The organism is Ascidiaceihabitans donghaensis, from assembly GCF_900302465.1.
GTDB classification, from domain to species: Bacteria; Pseudomonadota; Alphaproteobacteria; order Rhodobacterales; family Rhodobacteraceae; genus Ascidiaceihabitans; species Ascidiaceihabitans donghaensis.
In genome coordinates this window covers 108206-129412 of the sequence record NZ_OMOR01000001.1, presented here as the reverse complement: position 1 = coordinate 129412, position 21207 = coordinate 108206, and the positions used below count along the sequence as shown (strand labels likewise).

At 53.6% G+C, this 21207-nt stretch carries 20 protein-coding genes; 7 read left to right on the top strand and 13 right to left on the bottom strand.

Annotated elements, in window-relative coordinates:
* Positions 1-24: 24 nt before the first annotated feature.
* Entirely contained in the window at positions 25-1314 is a 1290-nt protein-coding gene (gene rho, locus ASD8599_RS00645; protein ID WP_108826751.1) for a transcription termination factor Rho, read from the bottom strand.
* Between the two features lie 527 nt (positions 1315-1841).
* Between rho and ASD8599_RS00640 the strand changes: the two genes are divergently transcribed.
* From ASD8599_RS00640 to dnaQ, 4 genes are read left to right on the top strand one after another with little or no spacing between them, the layout of a single operon-like run.
* Entirely contained in the window at positions 1842-2441 is a 600-nt protein-coding gene (locus tag ASD8599_RS00640; protein WP_108826750.1) for a Maf family protein, read from the top strand.
* Positions 2438-3271 (top strand): shikimate dehydrogenase, encoded by an 834-nt coding sequence (locus ASD8599_RS00635; protein WP_108826749.1) that lies wholly within the window; start codon positions 2438-2440, stop codon positions 3269-3271. The genes ASD8599_RS00640 and ASD8599_RS00635 overlap by 4 nt, the downstream gene beginning before the upstream one ends.
* The gene (gene coaE / locus ASD8599_RS00630) at positions 3271-3861 is read left to right on the top strand and encodes a dephospho-CoA kinase (protein ID WP_108826748.1); all 591 of its coding nucleotides are present in this window, start codon (positions 3271-3273) and stop codon (positions 3859-3861) included. The genes ASD8599_RS00635 and coaE overlap by 1 nt, the downstream gene beginning before the upstream one ends.
* Complete coding sequence (dnaQ, locus tag ASD8599_RS00625; protein ID WP_108826747.1) at positions 3854-4540, top strand: DNA polymerase III subunit epsilon; 687 nt, start codon at positions 3854-3856, stop codon at positions 4538-4540. Before coaE ends, dnaQ begins: the two co-directional genes overlap by 8 nt.
* Here the strand turns inward: dnaQ and secB are convergent.
* Complete coding sequence (gene secB / locus ASD8599_RS00620; protein ID WP_108826746.1) at positions 4537-5022, bottom strand: protein-export chaperone SecB; 486 nt, start codon at positions 5020-5022, stop codon at positions 4537-4539. The genes dnaQ and secB overlap by 4 nt on opposite strands.
* 76 nt (positions 5023-5098) lie before the next feature.
* Entirely contained in the window at positions 5099-5596 is a 498-nt protein-coding gene (locus tag ASD8599_RS00615) for an FxsA family protein (protein ID WP_108826745.1), read from the bottom strand.
* Positions 5597-5701: 105 nt separating this feature from the next.
* On the opposite strand from ASD8599_RS00615, the gene ASD8599_RS00610 reads away from it, so the two are divergent.
* The 3 genes from ASD8599_RS00610 to ASD8599_RS00600 are packed head-to-tail and all read left to right on the top strand — an operon-like array spanning position 5702 to position 7973.
* Positions 5702-6361, top strand: a complete 660-nt coding sequence (locus tag ASD8599_RS00610) for a Tim44/TimA family putative adaptor protein (RefSeq protein ID WP_108826744.1) — start codon at positions 5702-5704, stop codon at positions 6359-6361.
* Positions 6362-6399: 38 nt separating this feature from the next.
* Positions 6400-7392 (top strand): murein transglycosylase A, encoded by a 993-nt coding sequence (gene mltA, locus ASD8599_RS00605; protein WP_108829932.1) that lies wholly within the window; start codon positions 6400-6402, stop codon positions 7390-7392.
* A complete protein-coding gene (locus ASD8599_RS00600) occupies positions 7386-7973 on the top strand; it encodes a Smr/MutS family protein (protein WP_245926103.1) in 588 nt (195 codons plus the stop codon). Before mltA ends, ASD8599_RS00600 begins: the two co-directional genes overlap by 7 nt.
* On the opposite strand, the gene ASD8599_RS00595 is transcribed toward ASD8599_RS00600, so the two are convergent.
* The 10 genes from ASD8599_RS00595 to tsaE form a co-directional block, all read right to left on the bottom strand.
* Positions 7970-9187 carry an MFS transporter gene (locus ASD8599_RS00595; protein ID WP_108826742.1) on the bottom strand — a complete coding sequence of 406 codons (1218 nt, stop codon included), beginning with the start codon at positions 9185-9187 and terminating at the stop codon, positions 7970-7972. The two genes, ASD8599_RS00600 and ASD8599_RS00595, sit on opposite strands and share 4 nt — an antisense overlap.
* Positions 9188-10288, bottom strand: a complete 1101-nt coding sequence (locus tag ASD8599_RS00590) for an alpha/beta hydrolase (protein ID WP_108826741.1) — start codon at positions 10286-10288, stop codon at positions 9188-9190. It abuts the gene before it with no gap.
* 74 nt (positions 10289-10362) lie between these two features.
* Entirely contained in the window at positions 10363-11670 is a 1308-nt protein-coding gene (hslU, locus tag ASD8599_RS00585) for an ATP-dependent protease ATPase subunit HslU (protein WP_108826740.1), read from the bottom strand.
* Positions 11667-12218: an ATP-dependent protease subunit HslV gene (gene hslV, locus ASD8599_RS00580; protein ID WP_108826739.1), complete on the bottom strand. Its 552-nt coding sequence runs from the start codon at positions 12216-12218 to the stop codon at positions 11667-11669. The genes hslU and hslV overlap by 4 nt, the downstream gene beginning before the upstream one ends.
* A 124-nt stretch (positions 12219-12342) precedes the next feature.
* Positions 12343-12663 (bottom strand): thioredoxin, encoded by a 321-nt coding sequence (trxA, locus tag ASD8599_RS00575; protein ID WP_108826738.1) that lies wholly within the window; start codon positions 12661-12663, stop codon positions 12343-12345.
* 38 nt (positions 12664-12701) lie between these two features.
* Positions 12702-16064 (bottom strand): double-strand break repair helicase AddA, encoded by a 3363-nt coding sequence (gene addA / locus ASD8599_RS00570; RefSeq protein ID WP_108826737.1) that lies wholly within the window; start codon positions 16062-16064, stop codon positions 12702-12704.
* On the bottom strand, positions 16061-19015 hold the full coding sequence (gene addB, locus ASD8599_RS00565; protein ID WP_108826736.1) for a double-strand break repair protein AddB: 2955 nt from the start codon (positions 19013-19015) through the stop codon (positions 16061-16063). Before addB ends, addA begins: the two co-directional genes overlap by 4 nt.
* Positions 19008-19700, bottom strand: coding sequence for a nucleotidyltransferase family protein (locus tag ASD8599_RS00560; protein ID WP_108826735.1), 693 nt, complete (start codon positions 19698-19700; stop codon positions 19008-19010). The genes addB and ASD8599_RS00560 overlap by 8 nt, the downstream gene beginning before the upstream one ends.
* Entirely contained in the window at positions 19676-20698 is a 1023-nt protein-coding gene (locus tag ASD8599_RS00555) for an aminoglycoside phosphotransferase family protein (protein ID WP_108826734.1), read from the bottom strand. Before ASD8599_RS00555 ends, ASD8599_RS00560 begins: the two co-directional genes overlap by 25 nt.
* Positions 20691-21170, bottom strand: a complete 480-nt coding sequence (tsaE, locus tag ASD8599_RS00550) for a tRNA (adenosine(37)-N6)-threonylcarbamoyltransferase complex ATPase subunit type 1 TsaE (protein WP_108826733.1) — start codon at positions 21168-21170, stop codon at positions 20691-20693. The genes ASD8599_RS00555 and tsaE overlap by 8 nt, the downstream gene beginning before the upstream one ends.
* Between the last annotated feature and the right edge of the window lie 37 nt (positions 21171-21207).

Sequence of the window (21207 nt, the reverse complement as noted above, 5' to 3'; positions counted from 1 at the left end):
AACCCATTGTTATTAAACAATAAGTTATGTGTTCATTGAATCGAAGAAGTCGGAATTCGTCTTTGTTTGCTTCAACTTCGAAATCAAGAACTCGATCGCATCTGTGGTGCCCATTGGATTCAAAATCCGGCGCAATACGAATGTTTTTTGCAAATCGATTTTGTCGACAAGCAGATCTTCCTTACGGGTACCCGACTTAAGAATATCAATGGCCGGGAAGACACGTTTGTCCGCAATCTTACGATCCAGAACGATCTCAGAGTTACCCGTACCTTTGAATTCCTCAAAGATAACTTCGTCCATGCGGCTGCCTGTGTCGATCAAAGCCGTCGCGATAATTGTCAGCGATCCACCTTCTTCGATGTTCCGCGCTGCACCAAAGAAGCGTTTTGGACGCTGCAAGGCATTCGCATCTACACCACCGGTCAAAACCTTACCGGATGACGGCACGACGGTGTTGAATGCACGACCCAAGCGCGTGATCGAATCCAACAAAATAACAACATCGCGCTTATGCTCGACCAGACGTTTCGCTTTTTCGATAACCATTTCAGACACGGCGACGTGACGCGTTGCAGGTTCATCGAAAGTGGATGAAACCACCTCCCCCTTCACAGAACGCTGCATGTCCGTGACTTCTTCGGGACGTTCATCAATCAACAGAACAATCAAGTAGCACTCTGGGTGGTTCTTTTCGATACTGTTGGCAATGTTCTGAAGGAGCACAGTTTTACCGGTACGCGGCGGCGCCACGATCAAAGAACGTTGGCCTTTCCCGATCGGCGACACCAAATCAATGATGCGTGCGGAACGATCTTTGACAGTCGGATCTTCGACTTCCATATTCAAACGTTCATCCGGATACAGCGGCGTCAGGTTGTCGAAAGCGATTTTGTGTTTGGCTTTCTCAGGCTCTTCAAAGTTGATCTTCACCGTTTCAATCAACGCAAAATAGCGTTCATTTTCATCAGGTGCTTTGATCACGCCCTCGATTGTGTCCCCTGTACGCAATGAGTGTTTGCGGATCATTTCGGGGGAAACATAGATATCGTCAGGACCGGACAAATAGTTTGCTTCCGGAGAGCGCAAAAACCCGAACCCGTCCTGCAACACTTCCAAGACACCATCGCCAGAGATTTCCCAACCTTCATCCGCGCGTTCGCGCAGAATTTGGAACATCATCTCGCCTTTACGCATTGTGGATGCGTTTTCGATCTCAAGCTCTTCCGCCATAGATAGAAGGTCTTTTGGACTTTTTGCTTTCAAGTCCGCAAGGTTCAAGCGTTCAGAGATGTCGATAGCGTCATTCGTCATAGTATATCACCACGTCAGCACAGAAGATGACTGCGCCAATCTAAATTGTCATGTGAGTATCAAACGTTCCCCGGACGGGGCGTTGCAGGTCAAATATGGGTTTCGGGGGTTTAAGTCAATCAGTTCGATCCAAACGCTCAGGGCGGCTCTATCTTAATAAATATAAGAGAAAAGAAAGGATGATGATTAAGTAGGTCACTGAATTTCTGTGGATTAGTGTTTTATGGACAGGTTATCCAGATGTGGGCTGTTTTGTTCACGATCTCATGCTGGATCGTATGCTACGGAACTTATTTATATATTACATGATGTTAAGTGATACATATTGGTCGCTGTTTGGTAATATATCTGGGGATAAATCGTGCATAACTCAGTTATCTACTGGATGGTGTTTATCCTTATCACCGGTGCATGCTTTGGGGCAAAAATGAATGGAATCCTGATTTATCCCAACAGTGCAGGATCAGTCTGTGATTTTCACAGATCACACGATATGAGATACAAGACTTTGACACAGGTTTATCCACATGACCCAACAGATCATTCTCGCGTCAGGTTCTGACATTCGTGCACAAATGCTGCGTCAAGCAGGACTACGATTCGATGTTAAGCCAGCATTGGTTGATGAAGAGTTAATCAAGCAAGCCCTCCATGCAGAAGACGCGCCACCCCGCGATATTGCAGATGCCCTTGCGGAAGCAAAAGCGCGTAAAGTCAGCCAAAAATGTCCCGATGCGCTGGTCCTTGGATGTGATCAGGTGTTGGATTTGAACGGTCAGATGCTGTCCAAACCCAAAAGCGCAGAAGAGGCGTTGGTTCAGCTTAAATCGTTGCGTGGTGAACGGCATATGTTGCTGTCAGCCTGCATGATTTACGAAGACGGCAAGCCGATCTGGCGGCACGTTGGTCAGGTTCGATTGCGGATGCGGCAGGCGTCAGACACTTATTTGCAAGGCTATGTGAACCGGAACTGGGACAGCATCCGCCACGCAGTCGGTGCATATAAATTGGAAGAAGAAGGTGTGCGCTTGTTTCACAGCATTGATGGTGATTACTTCAACGTGCTGGGTTTGCCGCTTTTGGAACTGCTGGCATATTTGGGACTTAAGGGAGTAATCGAAACATGAGCGCCAACAAAATTCCTTTGGCAGGCGTTATTGGATCGCCCATCGGACATTCAAAATCCCCGCAAATCCATCAGCACTGGCTAAAGATGCTTGGGCTAGACGGCTTCTATATCCCGATGGACGTCGCCCCCGAAAACCTTCGTGATGCGCTGTTGATGCTTCCAAAGATGGGCTTTGTGGGCGTGAATATCACCGTTCCACATAAAGAAGCTGTGATGGATATAGCTGACCTTATCACTGATCGAGCGACGCTTATTGGCGCAGCAAACACGTTGATCTTCCGCAAAGACGGGAAAATTCACGCTGATAACACAGATGGTTACGGGTTTATCGAGAACCTGAAATCGGGGGCACCGCATTGGGATCCGAAATCAGGCCCCGCGGCTGTATTTGGGGCAGGCGGTGCGTCCCGCGCTGTATTGGCGTCATTGTTGGACGCAGGTGTGCCTGAGATTTTGCTTACAAATCGTACGCGGGTTCGTGCAGAAAAGCTGGCGGATGATTTTGGAAAACGCATCCGGGTTGTCGATTGGGTTCAGGCCGGCAACATTCTTGAAGACGCCACGTTGACGGTGAACACCACTTTGCTGGGCATGATTGGAAAACAGGAATTGCGCGTGCCTTTGGATGGTTTGCGCAAGGGATCAATCGTGACTGATCTTGTCTACGCACCGTTGCAAACCAAACTTTTGTCCACCGCCCAAGAAATGGGATGCACAACCGTTGACGGATTGGGAATGCTTTTACATCAAGCAGTCCCGGCTTTTGAACGCTGGTTTGGAAAGCGTCCGGTCGTAGACAGCGCCACCCGCGCTGCGGCATTACGCTGATGTTCAAGCTGGGCTTGACTGGATCAATCGGTATGGGCAAATCGACGACAGCCCAGATGTTTCAAGACGAAGGGTGTGCCGTTTGGGATGCTGACGCGGCTGTGCACCGATTGTACCGGACAGGGGGCGCCGCAGTGGCACCCATGGCGTTGAAGTTTCCAGAAGTTGTTGAAAATAATACGGTTTCCAGAGACAAATTGCGTCAACTTGTCGGTCAAAACCCAAGTGTTCTGAAAGATATCGAACAGATCGTGCACCCTTTGCTTGGACAGGACCGGTCCGGATTTTTGGCAAAAACCACAGCTGATATTGTGGTTTTTGACATACCGCTTTTGTACGAAACAAACGGAGATAAGAACATGGACGCCGTAGCTTGTGTTTTTGTCGATGATGCAGAACAGGAACGCCGCGTTCTAGCGCGTGGAATCATGTCCCGCGAACAATTTTTGACGATAAAAGCCAAACAGATGCCTGCCACTGAGAAAGTGTCGCGTGCGGATTACGTTATTCACACCGACACGCTTGAAGGCGCAAAGACTGACGTTAAAAAGGTGGTAGATACTATCAGAAAGCAACTGACCCATGCGTGAGATCGTACTCGACACTGAAACCACTGGATTTGACCCCCAAAGCGGCGACCGTATCGTCGAAATTGGCGCGGTGGAATTGATGGGGCACGTGGCCACGGGCAAAACCTTTCACGAATACATCGACCCAGAACGGTCCATGCCGCAAGAGGCCTTTGAGGTGCATGGTCTTGGGGATGACTTCCTGCGTGGAAAGCCGAAGTTTGCAGAAGTTGGGCAGAAGTTTCTGGATTTCATCGGTGATGCAAAGCTGGTGATCCACAATGCAGCCTTCGACATGAAGTTTCTGAATGCAGAACTGAAATGGATGAACCTGCCGCAAATTCCGTGGGAACAGGCCGTCGATACCCTGATGATTGCCCGCAAAAAGTTTCCCGGATCGCCCGCGTCGCTTGATGCGCTGTGTCGCAGGTTCGGGATCACCACAGAACGGGACCTGCACGGTGCCCTGTTGGACAGTGAAATTCTGGCAGAGGTATATCTTGAGCTTATCGGTGGGCGGCAACCGGATTTTGGATTGGCCACCGTTGGTGGGTCGCAGACAAATCAGAACGAAGCCGCTTGGACACCCAAACCGCGCCCGACTGCGTTGCCGCCGCGTATTTCCGAGGCCGAAGCCGAAGCACATGCGGCGTTTGTCGCCAAAGAGCTTGGTGAAGAAGCCCTTTGGCGTAAGTCTTAGGCGTCTGCTGGCGACGCTGTGCCTTCGGCAGCCTGACGGCGTTCGATTTCGGCACGGTACAGCGCAATAAAGTCGATGTTTTCTAGGTTCAGCGGCGGGAAACCACCGTCGCGTGTCACATCGCTAACGATGCGGCGCAAGAACGGGAAAATCATGCGCGGGCATTCAATCAACAGAAACGGGTGCAGCTGGTCTTCTGGCACGTTTTCGATGTGGAAAATGCCCACATAGTCGATTTCGCACACAAACAACGTGGTGTCTGTGCCTTTTTCTTTGGATGTGATGTTCAGCTTGATGGAAGATTCAAACTGGTTGTCGCCGCCGCGTTTCTTCGCATCCAGGTTCACCTGAACCTGCACGTCTGGCTGCGCCTCTGGTGACGCGCCTTTTTGGGCCATGATGTTTTCGAATGACATGTCGCGGACAAATTGTCCCAACACGCGCATGTTCGGCTGCTGCGGTTGTGCTTCGTTTTCGGCCATAAAATTTTGCTCCTGAAGGATATCTGGTTGTGCCAAGTTTAATTTGCGATGTCTGTAGCAGCTTGGGAAAGCAGCCTCAATGCTTGGTCCACCCTGACGGCCCTTTGGGCGCGTCGCTTGTGTCTTTCACTTCTTCGAAATCACCATCTATGACGTCGCCGTCAACAACATCACCGCGATTGTAGTGTGATCCAGGGTTGGTGGTTTGAAAGGTAGAAAAACTGCTGACCTTAACGCGTTTGCGCAAAGCCTCGAACATAAAGGTGCGAAATTGCGGCACCATCAGCGAAAACCCGACCGCATCAGTGAAAAACCCCGGGGTCAAAAGCAAAGCGCCCGCAAACAGGATCATGGCGCCATGCACCAAAGGTTCTGTCGGATCGCGCATTTCGTGAAAAGATCCCTGAAGCCGCGCCAATGTAGCCAACCCCTGAGACCGCACAAAATATGTGCCCAAAATGGCCGTCACAATCACGATCAAAAGCGTCCAAGGCGTGCCAATGGCCCCGCCAACTTGGATAAACAGAAAAATCTCGATCACCGGAACGGCAATAAAAGCGATTAACAGCCACATATGCGACACTCCTTCTTTGCCCGCACAGTGGACTTGCACGGGGTCAGCCCCTACATAAGACCGATCAACGCGTGTTTCCATGCTGTTCACTGACAAGAGGTTTTTATGAATCAGCCCCTGATCCAACTTTTGGTTTTGGCCGGCATTGCCGTGTTCCTTATCCTGCGCCTGCGCAATGTGCTTGGCACACGCGAAGGACATGAACATCCCCCCGCCGCTGCCCCCGCGTCCGAACGGACGTCGCGCCCTGAATTCGAGGTGATCGAAGGCGGTCCGGATTTGGACATCACCGACCATGTCGAAGAAGACAGCGATGCGGCCAAAGCCCTTGCTGAAATGAAGCGGCTTGAGCCATCCTTCTTTGTAGGCGATTTCATCGGAGGTGCCCGTGGCGCATACGAGATGATCGTTATGGGGTATGAAAACGGCGATCTCGCTGAAATCCAGCCGTTCTTGTCCGAGGAAATCTACGAAAGCTTTGTGGAAGGCGTCGCCGCGCGTGAAGACCAAGGTTTGACAATCGAGGCCAACTTTATCGGCGTGCGCGAAATGAAGCTGGTGAACGCCACGTTGGACAAAGATACCAACGAAGGCGAAATCACGATCCGGTTTGTGTCTGAAATGACGTCTGCCGTGCGTGACCGTGGTGGCGACATCGTGGAAGGCAGCCTGACGGACGTCAAAAAACAGAAAGACACATGGTCCTTTGCGCGGATCATGGGTGCGGATGATCCAAATTGGTTGCTCGTTTCTACAGACGCTTAAACTATGTGCTGGCCTCGGTCTGCGTTGCGGTGGTCGCTATGACCCAACCCGCATCCGCCGAGGTCACATATTCTGTTTTATCTTATGATGATCTGGACGGTTGGGAGGTCGATGACCACGCAGCTGCCCTTACCGTTTTCCAAAACACGTGTATGGACATGGACGATCCGGATTGGACTGCCCTATGCGCCTATGCCACGCAACAACCTGATGCCAAGGCGTTCTTTGAACTGTTCTTTCGCCCCGTTCAAATTGATGACGGTCAGGATGCGCTGTTTACCGGTTATTTTGAACCTGAACTTGACGGCAATCGTACCCGCACCAGCAGATACCGTTACCCCGTCTATGCCATGCCGCCTGAGGCCCGTCGCATTCGCCCTTGGTTGACGCGCCGCGACATCTTGGGCACCGACGTTATGCGGGGCCGTGGGTTGGAAATAGCGTGGGTTGATGACCCTGTTGAGCTGTTCTTTCTGCAAATCCAGGGGTCTGGCCGTATCCGGTTGCCCAGCGGGGAATTCATTCGCGTGGGGTATTCCGGCGCAAATGGACATTTGTACCGGTCTATCGGGCAGGAACTTGTGCGCCGCAAAGTCTACGCCGCACATCAGGTCAGTGCGCAAGTCATCAAAAACTGGGTGCGTCGCAATCCGGTAGACGGGCGTGAATTGCTGTATCACAACCCTTCTTACGTGTTCTTCCGCGAGGTCAGTGAAGTGCCCGCGCACAAAGGGCCGTTGGGGGCGATGAACCGGTCCATCACAACGATGCGGTCTGTGGCGGTTGATCCTGCTTTTGTGTCTTTGGGGTCTCCTGTGTGGATCGAAAAAGACGGGAAAAACCCGTTGCGCCGTTTAATGATCGCGCAAGACACCGGATCGGCGATCAAAGGTGCGCAACGCGCCGATGTGTTCTTTGGAACCGGCGACAAAGCGGGTCGTGCGGCGGGACGATTGCGTGATCCGGGTCGTTTGATTGTGCTGATGCCTATTCAACGGGCCTATGCGTTGCTGCCCGAGGACGCATCATGAGCCGCAAGCTACGTCCCGATGAGCTTGATCTGTGGCGCAAAGTGGCAGAACGCACTGAACGGCTTGATCTGGGGTTTAGACCCGAATCTGTCGGATTAGAGCCACAAGTAATCACGGCCCCCAAGCGGAAAAAGTTGATTGAAACGCTGGTGCAGCAGGACCGCCGCAAATCACAACCTTCAACGCGCGTGATCCGGCAGCCATCGGTGTCTGATGATTTGCGCAGCGCCCCATTGCAGATGGACCGCAAAGCGTTCGACCAGATGAAGCGTGGCAAAATTCGCCCAGAGGGTCGCATTGATTTGCATGGAATGACGCTGGACCGTGCGCATCCTGCGTTGACGCGGTTCATTCTTTCTGCCCACTCATCCGGCAAGCGCTTGGTCTTGGTGATCACTGGCAAAGGGAAATCACGCGATGACGGTGGGCCTATTCCTGTCCGTTTTGGCGTGTTGCGACATCAGGTTCCGCAATGGCTGGGCATGCAGCCGTTGTCTTCTGCGGTGATGCAAATCACCCAAGCCCATGACAGACATGGCGGTGGCGGTGCATATTACGTTTATCTTCGAAAGCCGCGTTAAGTCAGGGCTGGGCTATAGCGCTTGATCCCGATCCAGATCAGGATGGACGCCGCCACAAAATACAGTGCGATTGCGACAAATTGTGTTTCCAAGCCAATGCCAATGTCGATCAAAACTCCAGTGATCCCCGGCCCGATGGCAGATCCTAAAACCATAACGGCTGCAGCCAGCGCTTTGATGCTGCCAATGTGTTTGGTTCCGTAGAATTCTGCCCAGAACGCCGCAGGCAACGTGGCCCCTGCCCCCGCGGTCAGGGCCAAAAAGACGAACCCCAACATCAACAACATCAAGCTTTGACTAAAGGCAAAGCATAAAAAGGCCGCGACCATCGGGATTTGAAAAAATGGCATTAAGCGCGCGGTGCCCCATTTGTCCAAGCCCCAGCCCGACGCCCCCATCGCGATGATGGAAACGATAGTGTAGATCGGGAATAACTTGACCAGCGACAAGTGACTTAGGCCTTTGATCTCTGCAAAATGAACCTGCAAGAAAAAGAACGCGGTGTTGAACGCAGAGGGCCCTAAAAGCGCAGGAATCATCAGCCAAAACAACGGGTGAACCAAAGTTTCCTTCCGCGTCCAATTCAAACCCCCCATGCCAAGTTTTGGGTTTTCCTGTGCCATGGATTGAGGGGTCCGTTCCTTTGTGAGCAACATCAAAAGAACAGGAATACCCGCAAGGCTGATGGCTGCAGCGACACCCCAAAGCACACGCCAATCCACAATGGCCAAAAGGGCAACAAAGGCGATGGGCAGAACTGCTTCGCCAAATTTGAACCCAAGCCCCGCGATAGACAACGCGCGTCCCCGCGTCGCAACAAACCAGCGCGCCATGGCGACCACGGCGATATGGCTAAGCATGCCTTGCCCTGTAAATCGCAGTGCGAATATCACAATCGGCAGCGCCCAAACGTACGGGTTCAGCGCCATCATCATACATGCCAACGACAATGCCCCCAACACGCAAGCGCCCAAGCTTCGGACTCGAAAATGGTCCACCAAACCGCCGGCCCAAATCATGACGATTGCTGATACGGTTGTGCCAAGAGAATACAATCCGCCCCATTCGCCGTGGCTTAGGTCAAACGCAAGGCGGATGTCAGCGGCGAACAGCGATATGAAAAACGTCTGTCCGAAAGACGAAAGCAACGTCAGCAAAGCCCCGGCAGATAGCCAAGGTGCATTAAGCTTTAGAAACCCGGATGTGGTTGTCACCTATCGTTCGCCTGCGGGCAAGATCACGACTTGCGTGGCGTTTCGCAAGACGCGTCTGTAGCCGGGCAAGCCACCCACAGATCCTGCGTGCCCCTGAAGAAACTCTTGATCGAACCTTTGAGGCGATTTCAATAAAGCGATCAAAGCAGGTGAATTGCCTGCAACAAAATGATTGCCTGAACTGCGATCTTCAAAGGCGCTGACGTCCACGAAGTTGATGGGGTAATCCGCAAAGACGTCAATATCCTCTATGTTGCCAAGGCGTTGGTCTTCCCATCGCAAGCCTGCGGACAGACGCAGCAAGACGTCGCGCGTTGACGTGAAAACAATAAATGGCTGAGGTAGCGATTTGAACGATTTGATCTGGGACAAGAACACGTCGGCGTTGATATCCGGTGAAATCAACATCACACCGGACAGGTTTCGCTTGCTCCAGCCCGGTGTTTTGATTTCGATCTGACGCAGGGTTTCCATCACCAAACGACCACCCATTGAATGGGCCACAAGGAAGATCTTTTTGGCACCGCTTGCCTGAATGTTGTCGATCAGCTCTAGTAAACCGTCCCGAGCAAACAAGGTGCTGTCGGCGTCATATTCATACCCCAGCGGATGGCCGCGACTGGGCCACGCATAGGTTGCCATAGGTCCCGGCAAATCGAGGTCATGTGACAACTGGGCGATGCGAAACGCCGTATCTGCAAAGCTGTTGTTGAACCCGTGCACATAGATTGTCACCTCGTCCTGAGGCAGGCCGTCGGCCTGAATGTCTTTGCGAAGGGTACTTCTGAAAGCGGTTGGCGTGGCAAACAATTTCTGGTCGGCGATTGTGAAATCTCGCATCGGGTTCGGTTTGTCCAAGCCATCTGAAATTGTGCCGGGGGTGCGTTGCGGGGGAATTGATACTTGCAGCTGCAAAAGGCTTAGGCTTGATCGTTCGATCCCGAATAGCCCTTCAGACCCTTGTTTACGGGTTGTTCCGACAAACACCGTCTTGTTTGTGCCCACCGACAATGCGGATGGCACAATGGGGGCGGCTGTTCTGTTCGAACATCCAGCTACAACAAAAACCAAGCACAAAACGATCCAACGCATCACAGTCATCCAAAACCCTGTCGTCTATGGGTAACGGACAACTGCATTTTTAGCTAGGCGCAAAACTGCCCCTGGATGTGTGCCTAAAGAACGTAACGGCTAAGGTCCGTTGATTGCGCCAGCGTGCCAAGGTTCTTGTCTACGAATTCCGCGTTTACGATCACGCTTTCACCGCTGCGATCCGGGGCTGCGAAGGAAAGTTCTTCAAAGACCCGCTCCATCACAGTGTACAGGCGCCGCGCACCGATGTTTTCAACAGATTGGTTCACCTCTGCGGCGATCTTGGCCAATGCCGCGATTCCGTCTTCTTCAAAGGTGACGGTGACGTCTTCGGTGCCCATCAATGCGGTGTATTGCAGGGTCAGTGCGTTGTCAGTTTCTGTCAGGATACGCACAAAGTCATCTTCGGTTAGTGCGCGCAATTCGACGCGAATAGGCAGACGGCCTTGCAGTTCGGGAAGTAAATCGGAGGGCTTGGCGATGTGAAATGCACCTGAGGCGATGAACAAAATGTGGTCGGTTTTGACGGGCCCGTGTTTCGTGCTGACCACGGTGCCTTCGATCAAAGGCAGCAAGTCGCGCTGCACACCTTCGCGGCTGACATCACCGCCGCGCGCATCAGAGCGGGCGCAGACCTTGTCGATTTCGTCCAGAAAGACGATGCCGTTCTGCTCGACCGCTTCAAGTGCTGCACGGTTCACCGTTTCTTCATCCAGAAGCTTGTCAGCTTCTTCACCGATCAACACCTCATAGCTTTCGGCGACGGTCATCTTCTTGCGCGTTGTGCGGTTGCCCATCGCTTTTCCAAAGATGTCGCCCAGATTCATCATACCCATGTTGGCGCCGGGTTGGCCCGGAATTTCCATAGTTGGAAACGGGCTGGATGTGTCTGCCACATCCAGTTCGATCATTGTGTCATCCAATTCGCCAGATTTCAGTTTCTTACGGAACATATCACGTGTGCCCTCACGAGCTTCTGAACCGGCGATGGCATCGATCACGCGTTCTTCGGCTGCATGGCGGGCGTTGGTTTTTACGTCTTCGCGCATTTGGTCGCGGACCATTGCGATAGCGCCGTCAACCAGATCACGAACGATCTGTTCCACGTCACGGCCTACATAACCCACTTCGGTGAATTTTGTGGCTTCGACTTTCAGAAACGGTGCCTTGGCTAGTTTGGCAAGGCGGCGGCTGATTTCGGTCTTACCAACGCCGGTTGGCCCGATCATAAGGATATTTTTTGGATAGACTTCATCGCGTAGATCGTCAGGCAATTGCTTGCGACGCCAACGGTTGCGAAGGGCCACAGCCACAGCGCGTTTCGCGTCGTTTTGACCGATGATGAAACGATCCAGTTCGGAAACGATTTCGCGGGGGGTCAGGTCGGTCATATGCTTTCCACTGTCAGGTTGCCGTTTGTGTAAACGCAGATGTCTGCCGCGATGGCCATGGCGCCACGGGCCACTTGTTCTGCCGATTTGTCGCTGTCCATCATGCCGCGGGCTGCCGCGAGCGCAAAGTTGCCCCCCGATCCGATGGCGGCCACGTTGTGTTCGGGTTCCAGAACATCGCCAGCGCCGGTGATGACCAACAGTTCTTTGCCGTCTGTTACGATCAACATGGCTTCCAGCTTTTGTAGATATTTGTCAGTGCGCCAGTCCTTGGCCAGTTCCACGGAAGCGCGGGCAAGCTGACCCGGTGTCGCTTCCAGCTTTGTTTCCAGACGTTCCAACAGCGTAAATGCGTCAGCGGTTGACCCCGCAAAGCCTGCCACGACATCAAATCCACCCGGTGACAGGCGGCGCACCTTTCGTGCTGTGCCTTTGATAACTGTTTGCCCCAAGGACACTTGCCCGTCGCCCGCGATGACCACTTTACCATCTTTCTTGACGCCGATGATGGTCGTGCCGTGCCAGCCCGGGAATGTATCGTCTGCCATATCCGTCTCCGTCTTGATTGAAACCTATATGGCGGCCCTGATCAGATCAGACAAGCGGCGTGCGCCAAAAGAAAAGCGCCCCGAATTGGGACGCTTTGATACTTTGAAACAGATGTGAATCCGTTTAGATCGAATCTTCGATCCATTTTTGCAGGGACGCTTTCGGTTTTGCGCCTGCCATGTTGGACACAACCTGACCGTCTTTGAAGACAAACAACGCAGGAATGCCGCGCACACCCAGTTGGGCGGGTGAATTCGGGTTTTCATCCACGTTCACTTTAACGATCTTCACTTTGCCCGCCATCTCGTCGGACAGCTCTTCAAGCGCTGGGCCAATAGATTTGCACGGGCCGCACCATTCTGCCCAGAAATCGACAACGACGGGGATGTCAGAGTTTTTGACTTCGGCGTCAAATTGGTCGTCTGATACGGAAACTGTAGCCATTGGTTTTCTCCTGGCGGGATAAATTCTGAGTGCTGAACCTAAGAAGCCAAGGTGCTTTCGTCAAGATATCCTGCAGATTTGGCGGCTTGAAACACAAGATCGTGTGGAAGTGACATATAGCTGGCTGTCTTTGTCCAAACGATGGCTGTCTCAATCTTGCGGTCGGGATAGATCACCGCCAAGGCTGCCGCATAAGCCCACATTTGACACAAAATGCCGGACGGGCACATCTGGGGCGTTGCCGGCACCGTTCCGTTGGATTTGAAATCGATTGCCGTGACTGTGTCGTCTGTCACAATCAACCGGTCGATCGCACCATGAATGCGGCCTGCGGAAACGGGGGCTGTAACGGTGACTTCAGCCAAAGTGTTGTCAAAGACAAAGCGAAGGGCAGGGGTGTTCAAAACGTTTTCAGCTTCCGATTTAGCCTGATCCATCAAATCATCTGGCAGAAGGTGCATGTCTGACGGAGGGTCCCCTTCGTGGTTCTCAAGGTGCCAGTGTATTAAACTGCCATAAGCCATGGCCTGATCTTCGGGCAAGCTATCAGCGCCGGGTAAGGCTTTTGGACCAACCAACCCAGATGGCGAAAGCGTTTCGGCTGTTGCAATGGGCAGTGGGGCTGTGTGTTCAAAAAGCGGGTCTAAAGTTGCGGTTTGGCTCTGTTTTAGTGGCAATGACACAAGTGTACCCTGCGTCCAGTCCCCATGTTCAATGCGCTTGATTTGTCCAAGGTCTGCGACATCCACATCGCCAGCACCACTGTGCATCATGGCGCCTTCAACAGTTTCATACCAGCTGTTGCCGTCTTTGCCCAAGTCGCCAGCCGCTGCAACGATCAACCACTTTTCAGCACGGGTTAAGGCCACATAAAGCAGACGCAATTGTTCGTTGCGTTGCGCATCTTTGATACCCTCAAGGGCCGTGCGCATCGCTGTGGGCGCGTCTTTCTCAGATGCTTTCCAAACTGGCGTGCCTTGGATTTTGATAATTTCGTCGCGCACGGTTTCGTTGCGTTTTGCGGTGTCTGGCAAAATAACAATCGGGGCTTCCAAGCCCTTGGCGCCATGTACAGTCATGACCCTGATCTGGTCAGAGGCGCTGTCGATCTGGCGTTTGATGTCCAAATCGTCGGTTTTCATCCAGACCAAAAAACCGGTCAGGCTTGGGATTGCGTTGCGTTCAAAGGCCAGTGCTTGCGACAAAAGCGCATTGATGCCGTCCTCTGCTTCGACCCCCAGACGGGACAACAAAAGGCCACGGCCCGAGTGGCGCGTCAGGATGCGTTCGATCAGATCATAGGGGCGCAAAAAGTCAGCATTGTTGCGCAAATCTTCCAAGATAGAGACTGTTTTCGGATGATCCGCAGCCCGTTCCCGCAAACGTTGCCAAAGCGGTTTGGATGTCCGCCCGTGCGCCAAGGTGAACAATTCCTGTTCGGTCCACCCAAATAAGGGGGATCGTAGCGCAGTTGCCAGCGCCAGGCTATCGTCTTGCGTGGCAAGAAAAGACAACAACGCACCCAAATCACGCACCGCCAATTCCGCACCAACCTTTAGGCGATCCGCGCCGGCAATTGGCAAATCATAGGCCTTACAAGCGCGAATGATTTCCGCAAACAAAGCGGACCGCCGCCGTACAAGAATTAAAAAATCCCCCGCCTTGATGCGACGACGGACAAAACGGCCTGAAGTGTCGCCATCATCAGGAATGGTTTGGTCGCTTTCAATCATGGTCTTGATTTGATGCGCAATTTGATCCGCCAGCAAAACAGAATGGTGGGTCTGTGCGCGCCTGTCCACAGGGTCAAACCATTCGCGGTCATCGGCTTCTTTGATGGTTTCGACCACTGGCCACAAATCGACACGCCCGGGCAAAGCATCTTTGAACGCGATATGTTGGCTGTCTTTGTCAAATCCAGCTTGCAGACGTTGGTCAAAAGTTTGATCGACCAGACGCAATATCGCGCTGGAGGATCGGAAGGAATAATCCAGGGTGGTTTCTTGAAACGGGGCCGAGGCGTCACGGAACTTTTGTTTGAATTCGGCCTGCATTCTGTCAAATTCGCGCGGGTCGGCGCCTTGAAATGAATAAATCGACTGTTTTTTGTCACCGACCACAAAAAGCGTCCGCGCCACATCGGTGCGCGCCCCTTCGCCGGACGAAAATTCTTCTGCAAGTTTGCGGATCACGTCCCATTGGTCGGGGCTGGTGTCTTGGGCTTCGTCTACCAGAATATGGTCAATGCCACCATCGATACGAAACAACACCCAAGCCGCAACTTTTTCGTCATTCAGCAACCCGCGGGCTTTCAAAATCAGGTCGTCGAAATCAAGCCATCCACGCAGCAGTTTGGCGTGTTCGTACCGCGCGATGAAGGCCTTTGCGAAGGCATGTAACGCCTCGGCGCGATCGACAGCCAAAAGGCTAAGCCGCATGTCGCGCGCACTTTCAACGCGCATCATCAAATCTTCTACGGCAGGCATTAAATGTGCGGCGGTGGCTTGAACGGCTTTGGTCGGGAATTTGCCAATCTTTGCTGTGAAGGGTTCAGCAGCGCCTGACCCTGTCAAAAATATAGTCTCTAATAATGGCAAATCGGCGATATTCCATTTCGAAACAGATTGTAGTTTTTGTGCGGCTGTACCGTCGTTTTTACCCCCGGTCGCCAGCAAAAGGGGGATGAACTCTGCAATCAATTGCGGCTCACTGCCCAGAAAAGTCTGACCCTCCAAAGCAGACGCATCAAGCGCTGGATCTTGACCCATCAACGCCAAAAGATCACCACGCGTGACAGGCGCATCAAACGCAGATCGGTTGCGCACGATCTCTTGGGACAACCGTAGAAAATCTTCGCCCGTGTAATACCGCGCGATGTCGCGCACCAGTTGGGCGTCGCGGCCACCCGCCATGTCGTCGACGATTTCCGCCCGCAACATGTCCGCTGCACGGTCTTCGATTTCGGTAAACTGCGGGCTGACGTCTGCCTCTAGCGGGAAGCGGCGCAAAAGCGATGCGCAGAACGAATGGATGGTCTGGATTTTCAAGCCACCAGGGCTTTCGATGGCGCGGGCAAACAGGGTGCGTGCATCTCGTAAGGCTGTTTCGTCGGCGTTGGAATTTGCCCCCAGTTCGTCCAGCGCCTTTCGTAGTGCTGCGTCAGGCAACATGGCCCAATCGCCAAGGCGGCGAAACAGACGGTTTTGCATTTCTGAAGCGGCGGCTTTTGTGTAGGTCAGACACAAAATATGCTGTGGTTGAACCCCTTCCAACAACAACCGCGCCACGCGGTCAGTCAGAACACGGGTTTTACCGGATCCGGCATTTGCCGCAAGCCACGTCGAGGTTGTGGGCGCCGCCGCGTCCAGTTGGCGTTGTGTTGCGTCGTCGCGGGCCATCATGTCAAATCCTCCGGTTCGGGCGCATCGGTGCTGTCCCATTCCCCGAAGCGGGCCAGTTGGTCGTAATCACCGACCTCGCGGTCTGACATTTCCATGCGTTTTGATGTAAAACCTTGATCTGGTGACAGGTAGGCAGTGATCAAGTCGCGCAATTCGGCAATGACCTTTGGGGCAGGTTCCTTGGTTAAGGGTGCGCGGACTTCTGCGGGCGAGCTGCCCAACCCGATAAATACCGCGTCGTGAACAGGACGGGGGCCGATGTGTTTGAATGCCCCCTCTTCCAGCATGGCGGCTTCCAACAGCAGTTGTTTTTCAAACTTGGCTTGCTGCGGGGCTGTGGGAGGCTTTCCGGTTTTGTAGTCATAGACCACCACGGACCCGTCGGGGCGCGCGTCGATGCGGTCGGCAAACCCGATCAAACTAAATCCGATGTTTGCCAATTCCAGAACGCCGCGCGCTTCTTTTTCGAAAGCGATAGGGGTGCCTGCCAGTTGGCGTATGTGTTCTTGCGTGACGAACCAGTCGGCAACCCGCCCCAGCCGCGCCAACCAAAGGGTGCGCGCAGCAGGCCACGGCACGTTTTCAGATAAAATGCGTCCTGCGGTTTGCATAAGGTGCGTGGCAGTCAGTAAATTAGGGTCTTTGCCGATATCCTCGACGAAATGTTCCATCACTTCATGGATCAGAATGCCACGCAACGGGGCGTCGGGGGATTGAACAATCGGATTCAGAGGACGCAGTTCAAGTGTGTGCTTTGCGTAGACCGCGTAGGGGTCGCGGATCAGCCGTTTGATTTCTGTAACGGACAGCCTGTGCGGTCGCGCGGCTTTTGGCGGTCGCGGTGACGGGCGGTCAGCTTTGGGGGACGGCACAACCGTTTCAAGCGCTTTGACCTTTGCAAGCCAAGTGTCACCACGGGCCATCATTGATTTCAGCGCGTCGGGACCATTTTGTTCAGGCAGTCCGCCCAGCAGGTTTTGAATACGGTTCAGCCAGCGGGACGGCACAGTTTCCGCGTCATCCGATCGCACGGCGCGCGTGATCCAGACCTCTTTTGCGGCGATGGCTTGTTGGAAATCGTGGGCTGACAGACCAATGCGCCGTTCGGGCAGCAAAAGCCCCGCGTCAAAGCGCATGGCCCGGTTGAGCCAAGGGTCCGGTTTCGGGGCTTCAGGCCATGTGCCTTCGTTCAGGCCGCTTAGAATAACCAGATCTGCGCCCTGCACGCGTGCTTCCAATGTGCCCCAGATCATGATGCCGGGGTGGGGGGCATCCCTGTCGCGGACTTCTTCGGCTGCCAGTAAGGCGCCCAACAAATCAGCAAAGTCAGAGGCGGACATCTCACTGCCGTATTCTGCATTTTCTGCCAGCACATCCAGAACGCTGCGGGCCAGTTGTCCGGCTTTCTTTTTCCACAGCTCATGATCGTGTCGCTGTGGCCCGCCCGCAATTTTTTCGGCTAAGGTTTCGATTTGTGTAACCCAATCCACAAGCGATTGATCCACGCCAACGTGAACGCCGCAAATCGTGTTCGCAACCCAAGCCGCCCAATCCATAAATGCCTCGGCGTCATCGCGTTTCTCTGCGACTTTGGCTGCCAAAGCGATCAGCGTTTCCGGAGTTGGATAAGGCAGGCCATCGCGGCGAATACGAAGTTCTAACCGTTGGGTGTTTAGCTGGTGTTGGCCGCGCGTGTCAGTGCTGTGGCACAGGGGATGTTTCAGAATGGTTAGTAGGGCTTCTGCATCCAAAGGCCGTACAAACAGACCCGCAACATGGCGTAAAAACCGGCCTGGCGCAGACAGGTGCAAGGGGGCACCAGCACTGTCGTCTGGTAGAATGTTCCAGCGGTCCAGCGCTGCGGCAACCTGCCGTGTCAGCAAGCGATCTGGCGTGATCAAAGCGGCGGTCTGGTTGGTTTCTGCCGCCTCGCGCAATCGCATGGCAATGGCCAGCGCCTCGTCGCGGGGTGTTTCGGTTTGGACCAAAGTTATGTCAGCGGTCGCCCCCATCAAATCCTGTAAGCCCGGCCCTTCGTCCAGCCATGCGTCGGTCACAGGGGCAGGGCGCAACGCCAATGACACCAGCGCATTTCGATGTGGGGCGTAGGGTGTTTCTGTTGTCCAGTTTTTGACGTCTCCGCGCCCCATGTCCAAGGCTGCCAGAAGTTTATGAAACCGAAACTGCGGGTGATCTTCTGCTGTCATTGCGTCTGACAAAGCAGACCACACAGGGGTTGGCATATCAAAGTCGAACCCCGGCAAGATCACAGCCCCTTGGGGCAAAGCAGCAATGGCTTTCATCAGCATCAATGTTGTGCCGCGTGATCCGGTAGAGCCTGCCAGTATTACGGGATGCGCAGGCGGTGTTGCGTTCCAGTGGGTCTGTAAGCCTTCAACAATCATGCGTTGGCGTGCTTCGGGGTCGGGTTCGGATCGGGAAAACGATACATAGGTTTGCGCGATATTGATAAATGATTGCGCTCGCGCCCAATGTCCTGATTGATCCGTGACATCCAAGGCTGCGATGGTTTCTGCACTGACGCCTTCACCCTGCATTTCATCAAGCAAAGCCGCAAGACTGTCGGCCAACCCGTAAAGTGACGCACGTGGTGCCAGCTCAGGCTGTCTGTCCAAAAGTTCTGAAATCAGCCGGATCAGTTCCAGCCGGCGGCGCAAAGGGGGCATAGAGGGGGGTATTTTTATGTCAGGGGCAAAGCCTGCAAGATCCGTCAACAACCGAATGCGGGGCAGCAACAACGCGGGGCCCTGATCAAACAAATCACGCATCCGCCGCGCCATGCGCCTTGTGTTCACGATCACATCGACACGCGCCATGTCTTCGGGTGGCCGGCCTTTCATGCGCTCTGTCAGGCCGTCGACCAAGGCCTTCGGAAAATCCAGACCGGGGGCGGCGCCAAAGACGCGGGGGGTTGGGCTTGGGTCAAACATTGGTTGTCTCTAACAGGTGTTCGGCGTCTGAGATTCCGCTTGGGCGGCCAACGTCGCACCATTGCCCCGGGTAGATCAGGCCAAAGACCGATTTGGATTTAAGCATTTCATCCCACACCACGTTGAGTGAAAATGCAGTATCTTCGACGTCGTACAGCATGTCCGTTTTGATGATTTGAACCCCTCCAAATACGTAACCTGCACCACGCGTTAATCGGCCATCCGGCCCGATCTGGAAGTCGCCCTCGCCTTGATACCCAACAGCCTTTGCTGTGGGCACACAAACCAACAATGCGTCCATATTGTCGGCGTCCCATGCTTGTCTAGCCAATTCCAACGGGTTTGGTCCGGCCCAGATCGCGTCTGTGTTCATGGTGAAAACAGGGTCGCTGCCCAAGATTGGCAAGGCATTTCGCAAACCGCCTCCGGTTTCCAGAATGTCAGGTTCTTCACGCACTGTGACCACACCTGTGCCGTCCAGATGTGTTTCAAGCACGTCGGGAAGGTAATGCAGGTTTGTAACAATGACGTCCGGTGTGATGGCCTTTGCCAAGTCCAATGCGTGATCTATCAAAGGTCTCCCTGCCACCTGCACCATTGGTTTGGGCTGGTTTTGCGTCAAATGCTTCATGCGCGTGCCGAAGCCCGCGGCAAACATCATTACGGCATTGGGTGCGTGGCGCATTGTAACTTCAACTTTTTTAACAGGGCAGGGGTCGGGTACGGCAAATCCGCGTGAACCATTGCGGATATTTCTGACAAGGCGGGGTGCCTTAAGTTGGTTTCGATGTGATCCCAAACGCGTGGGATCAAATCCACGTAGTGCGCTTTGCCATGCGCCATGCAAAGTCGTGCAAACACACCCAAAATCCTCAAATTGCGCTGGGCGCCAAGCAGTGCATACGCAGTTTCAAATTCGGCCGGGTCTGCCTTTGTTGCCGCGACATAGCGCGCCACCATGGCGACTTCGATGGCTTGGGGTACATCGCGGCGGGCGTCTTGCAGGACCGACACCAGATCGTAGGCCGCATGACCCGCCATCGCATCTTGAAAATCCAACAAACCAACGCGATGCAGCCCATTCTGATCAGGCAGCCACAACAGGTTTTCCGCATGATAATCACGCTGGATCAAAACTGACGGCGCGGAATCCAGCGGCAAGATTGCCTTGTGAAATGCAGCTTTGAACAAGGCCGTTTTTGTGCTGTCTTTTTGACCGGTCACCCCGAACAAATACCAATCATAGGCAAGTCCAGCCATGTCCGTCATAACCTGCGCATCATAAGTGGCCAGTTCCGGCATCGGTGCTGCATGCAGATGAACCAGCACATCTACAGCGGCTTCATATAGCCTTGTTTCTTTGGAAGGGTCGTTTTCAAGAACACGTGCAAACAGAGCATCCCCAAGATCTTCCAACAGCAAGAACCCGGTCTTTGCGTTGGCGTATAAGATCGAAGGAGGGTTAAGCCCTACGTCTGACAGATGTTTTGCGATGCGCATGAAAGGGCGTATATCTTCGCCTTTTTCAGCCGGTGCATCCATCAAGATTGCGGTTGTTCCATTGCCCCGCGTCAGCCGGTCATACCGCCTGTTGGATGCGTCGCCTGCAACAGTCATGCGCTGGGCGTCATCCCATCCAGCATCATGGATAAATGAGCGTAGTAGGTTTTCGCGATCAGTCATGTGCCAAGCCTTTAAATACCGCGTCCCATGTCGCCCCTGACCACGTCGCGGTCAAGCTGCGTTTGTTTTCGTCATAGGGGTCAGGTGTGAACGCCAGAACGGCGGCCTCCGCGGGCATTAAACTTCCCAAACGGTCAGGCCATTCGATCAAACAAATGGCGTCTTCCATGGCATCCATCAACCCCAATTCTTCCACTTCATAGTCTGACGTCAGGCGGTACAAATCAGCATGCCAAATAGGCCCGGCTGTGCTGTCATAGGTTTGCACAAGCGTGAAAGTGGGGGATGGAACATCTTCATCATCCAGAAGAAGTGATTTGATCGCGCTGCGGGCAAAATGGGTTTTACCTGCGCCGACGGGACCCTCCAATAGCAAAGTATGACCAGAAGACAGGCGGGCGGCGACCCTACGCGCGAACGCAGCGGATTGTGTTTCAGAATTCAAAGTGCGGGTGAACGTAGAATTTGCCATTGCTCCACGTTACCTGCGCCACATGCCGCTGCAAGGG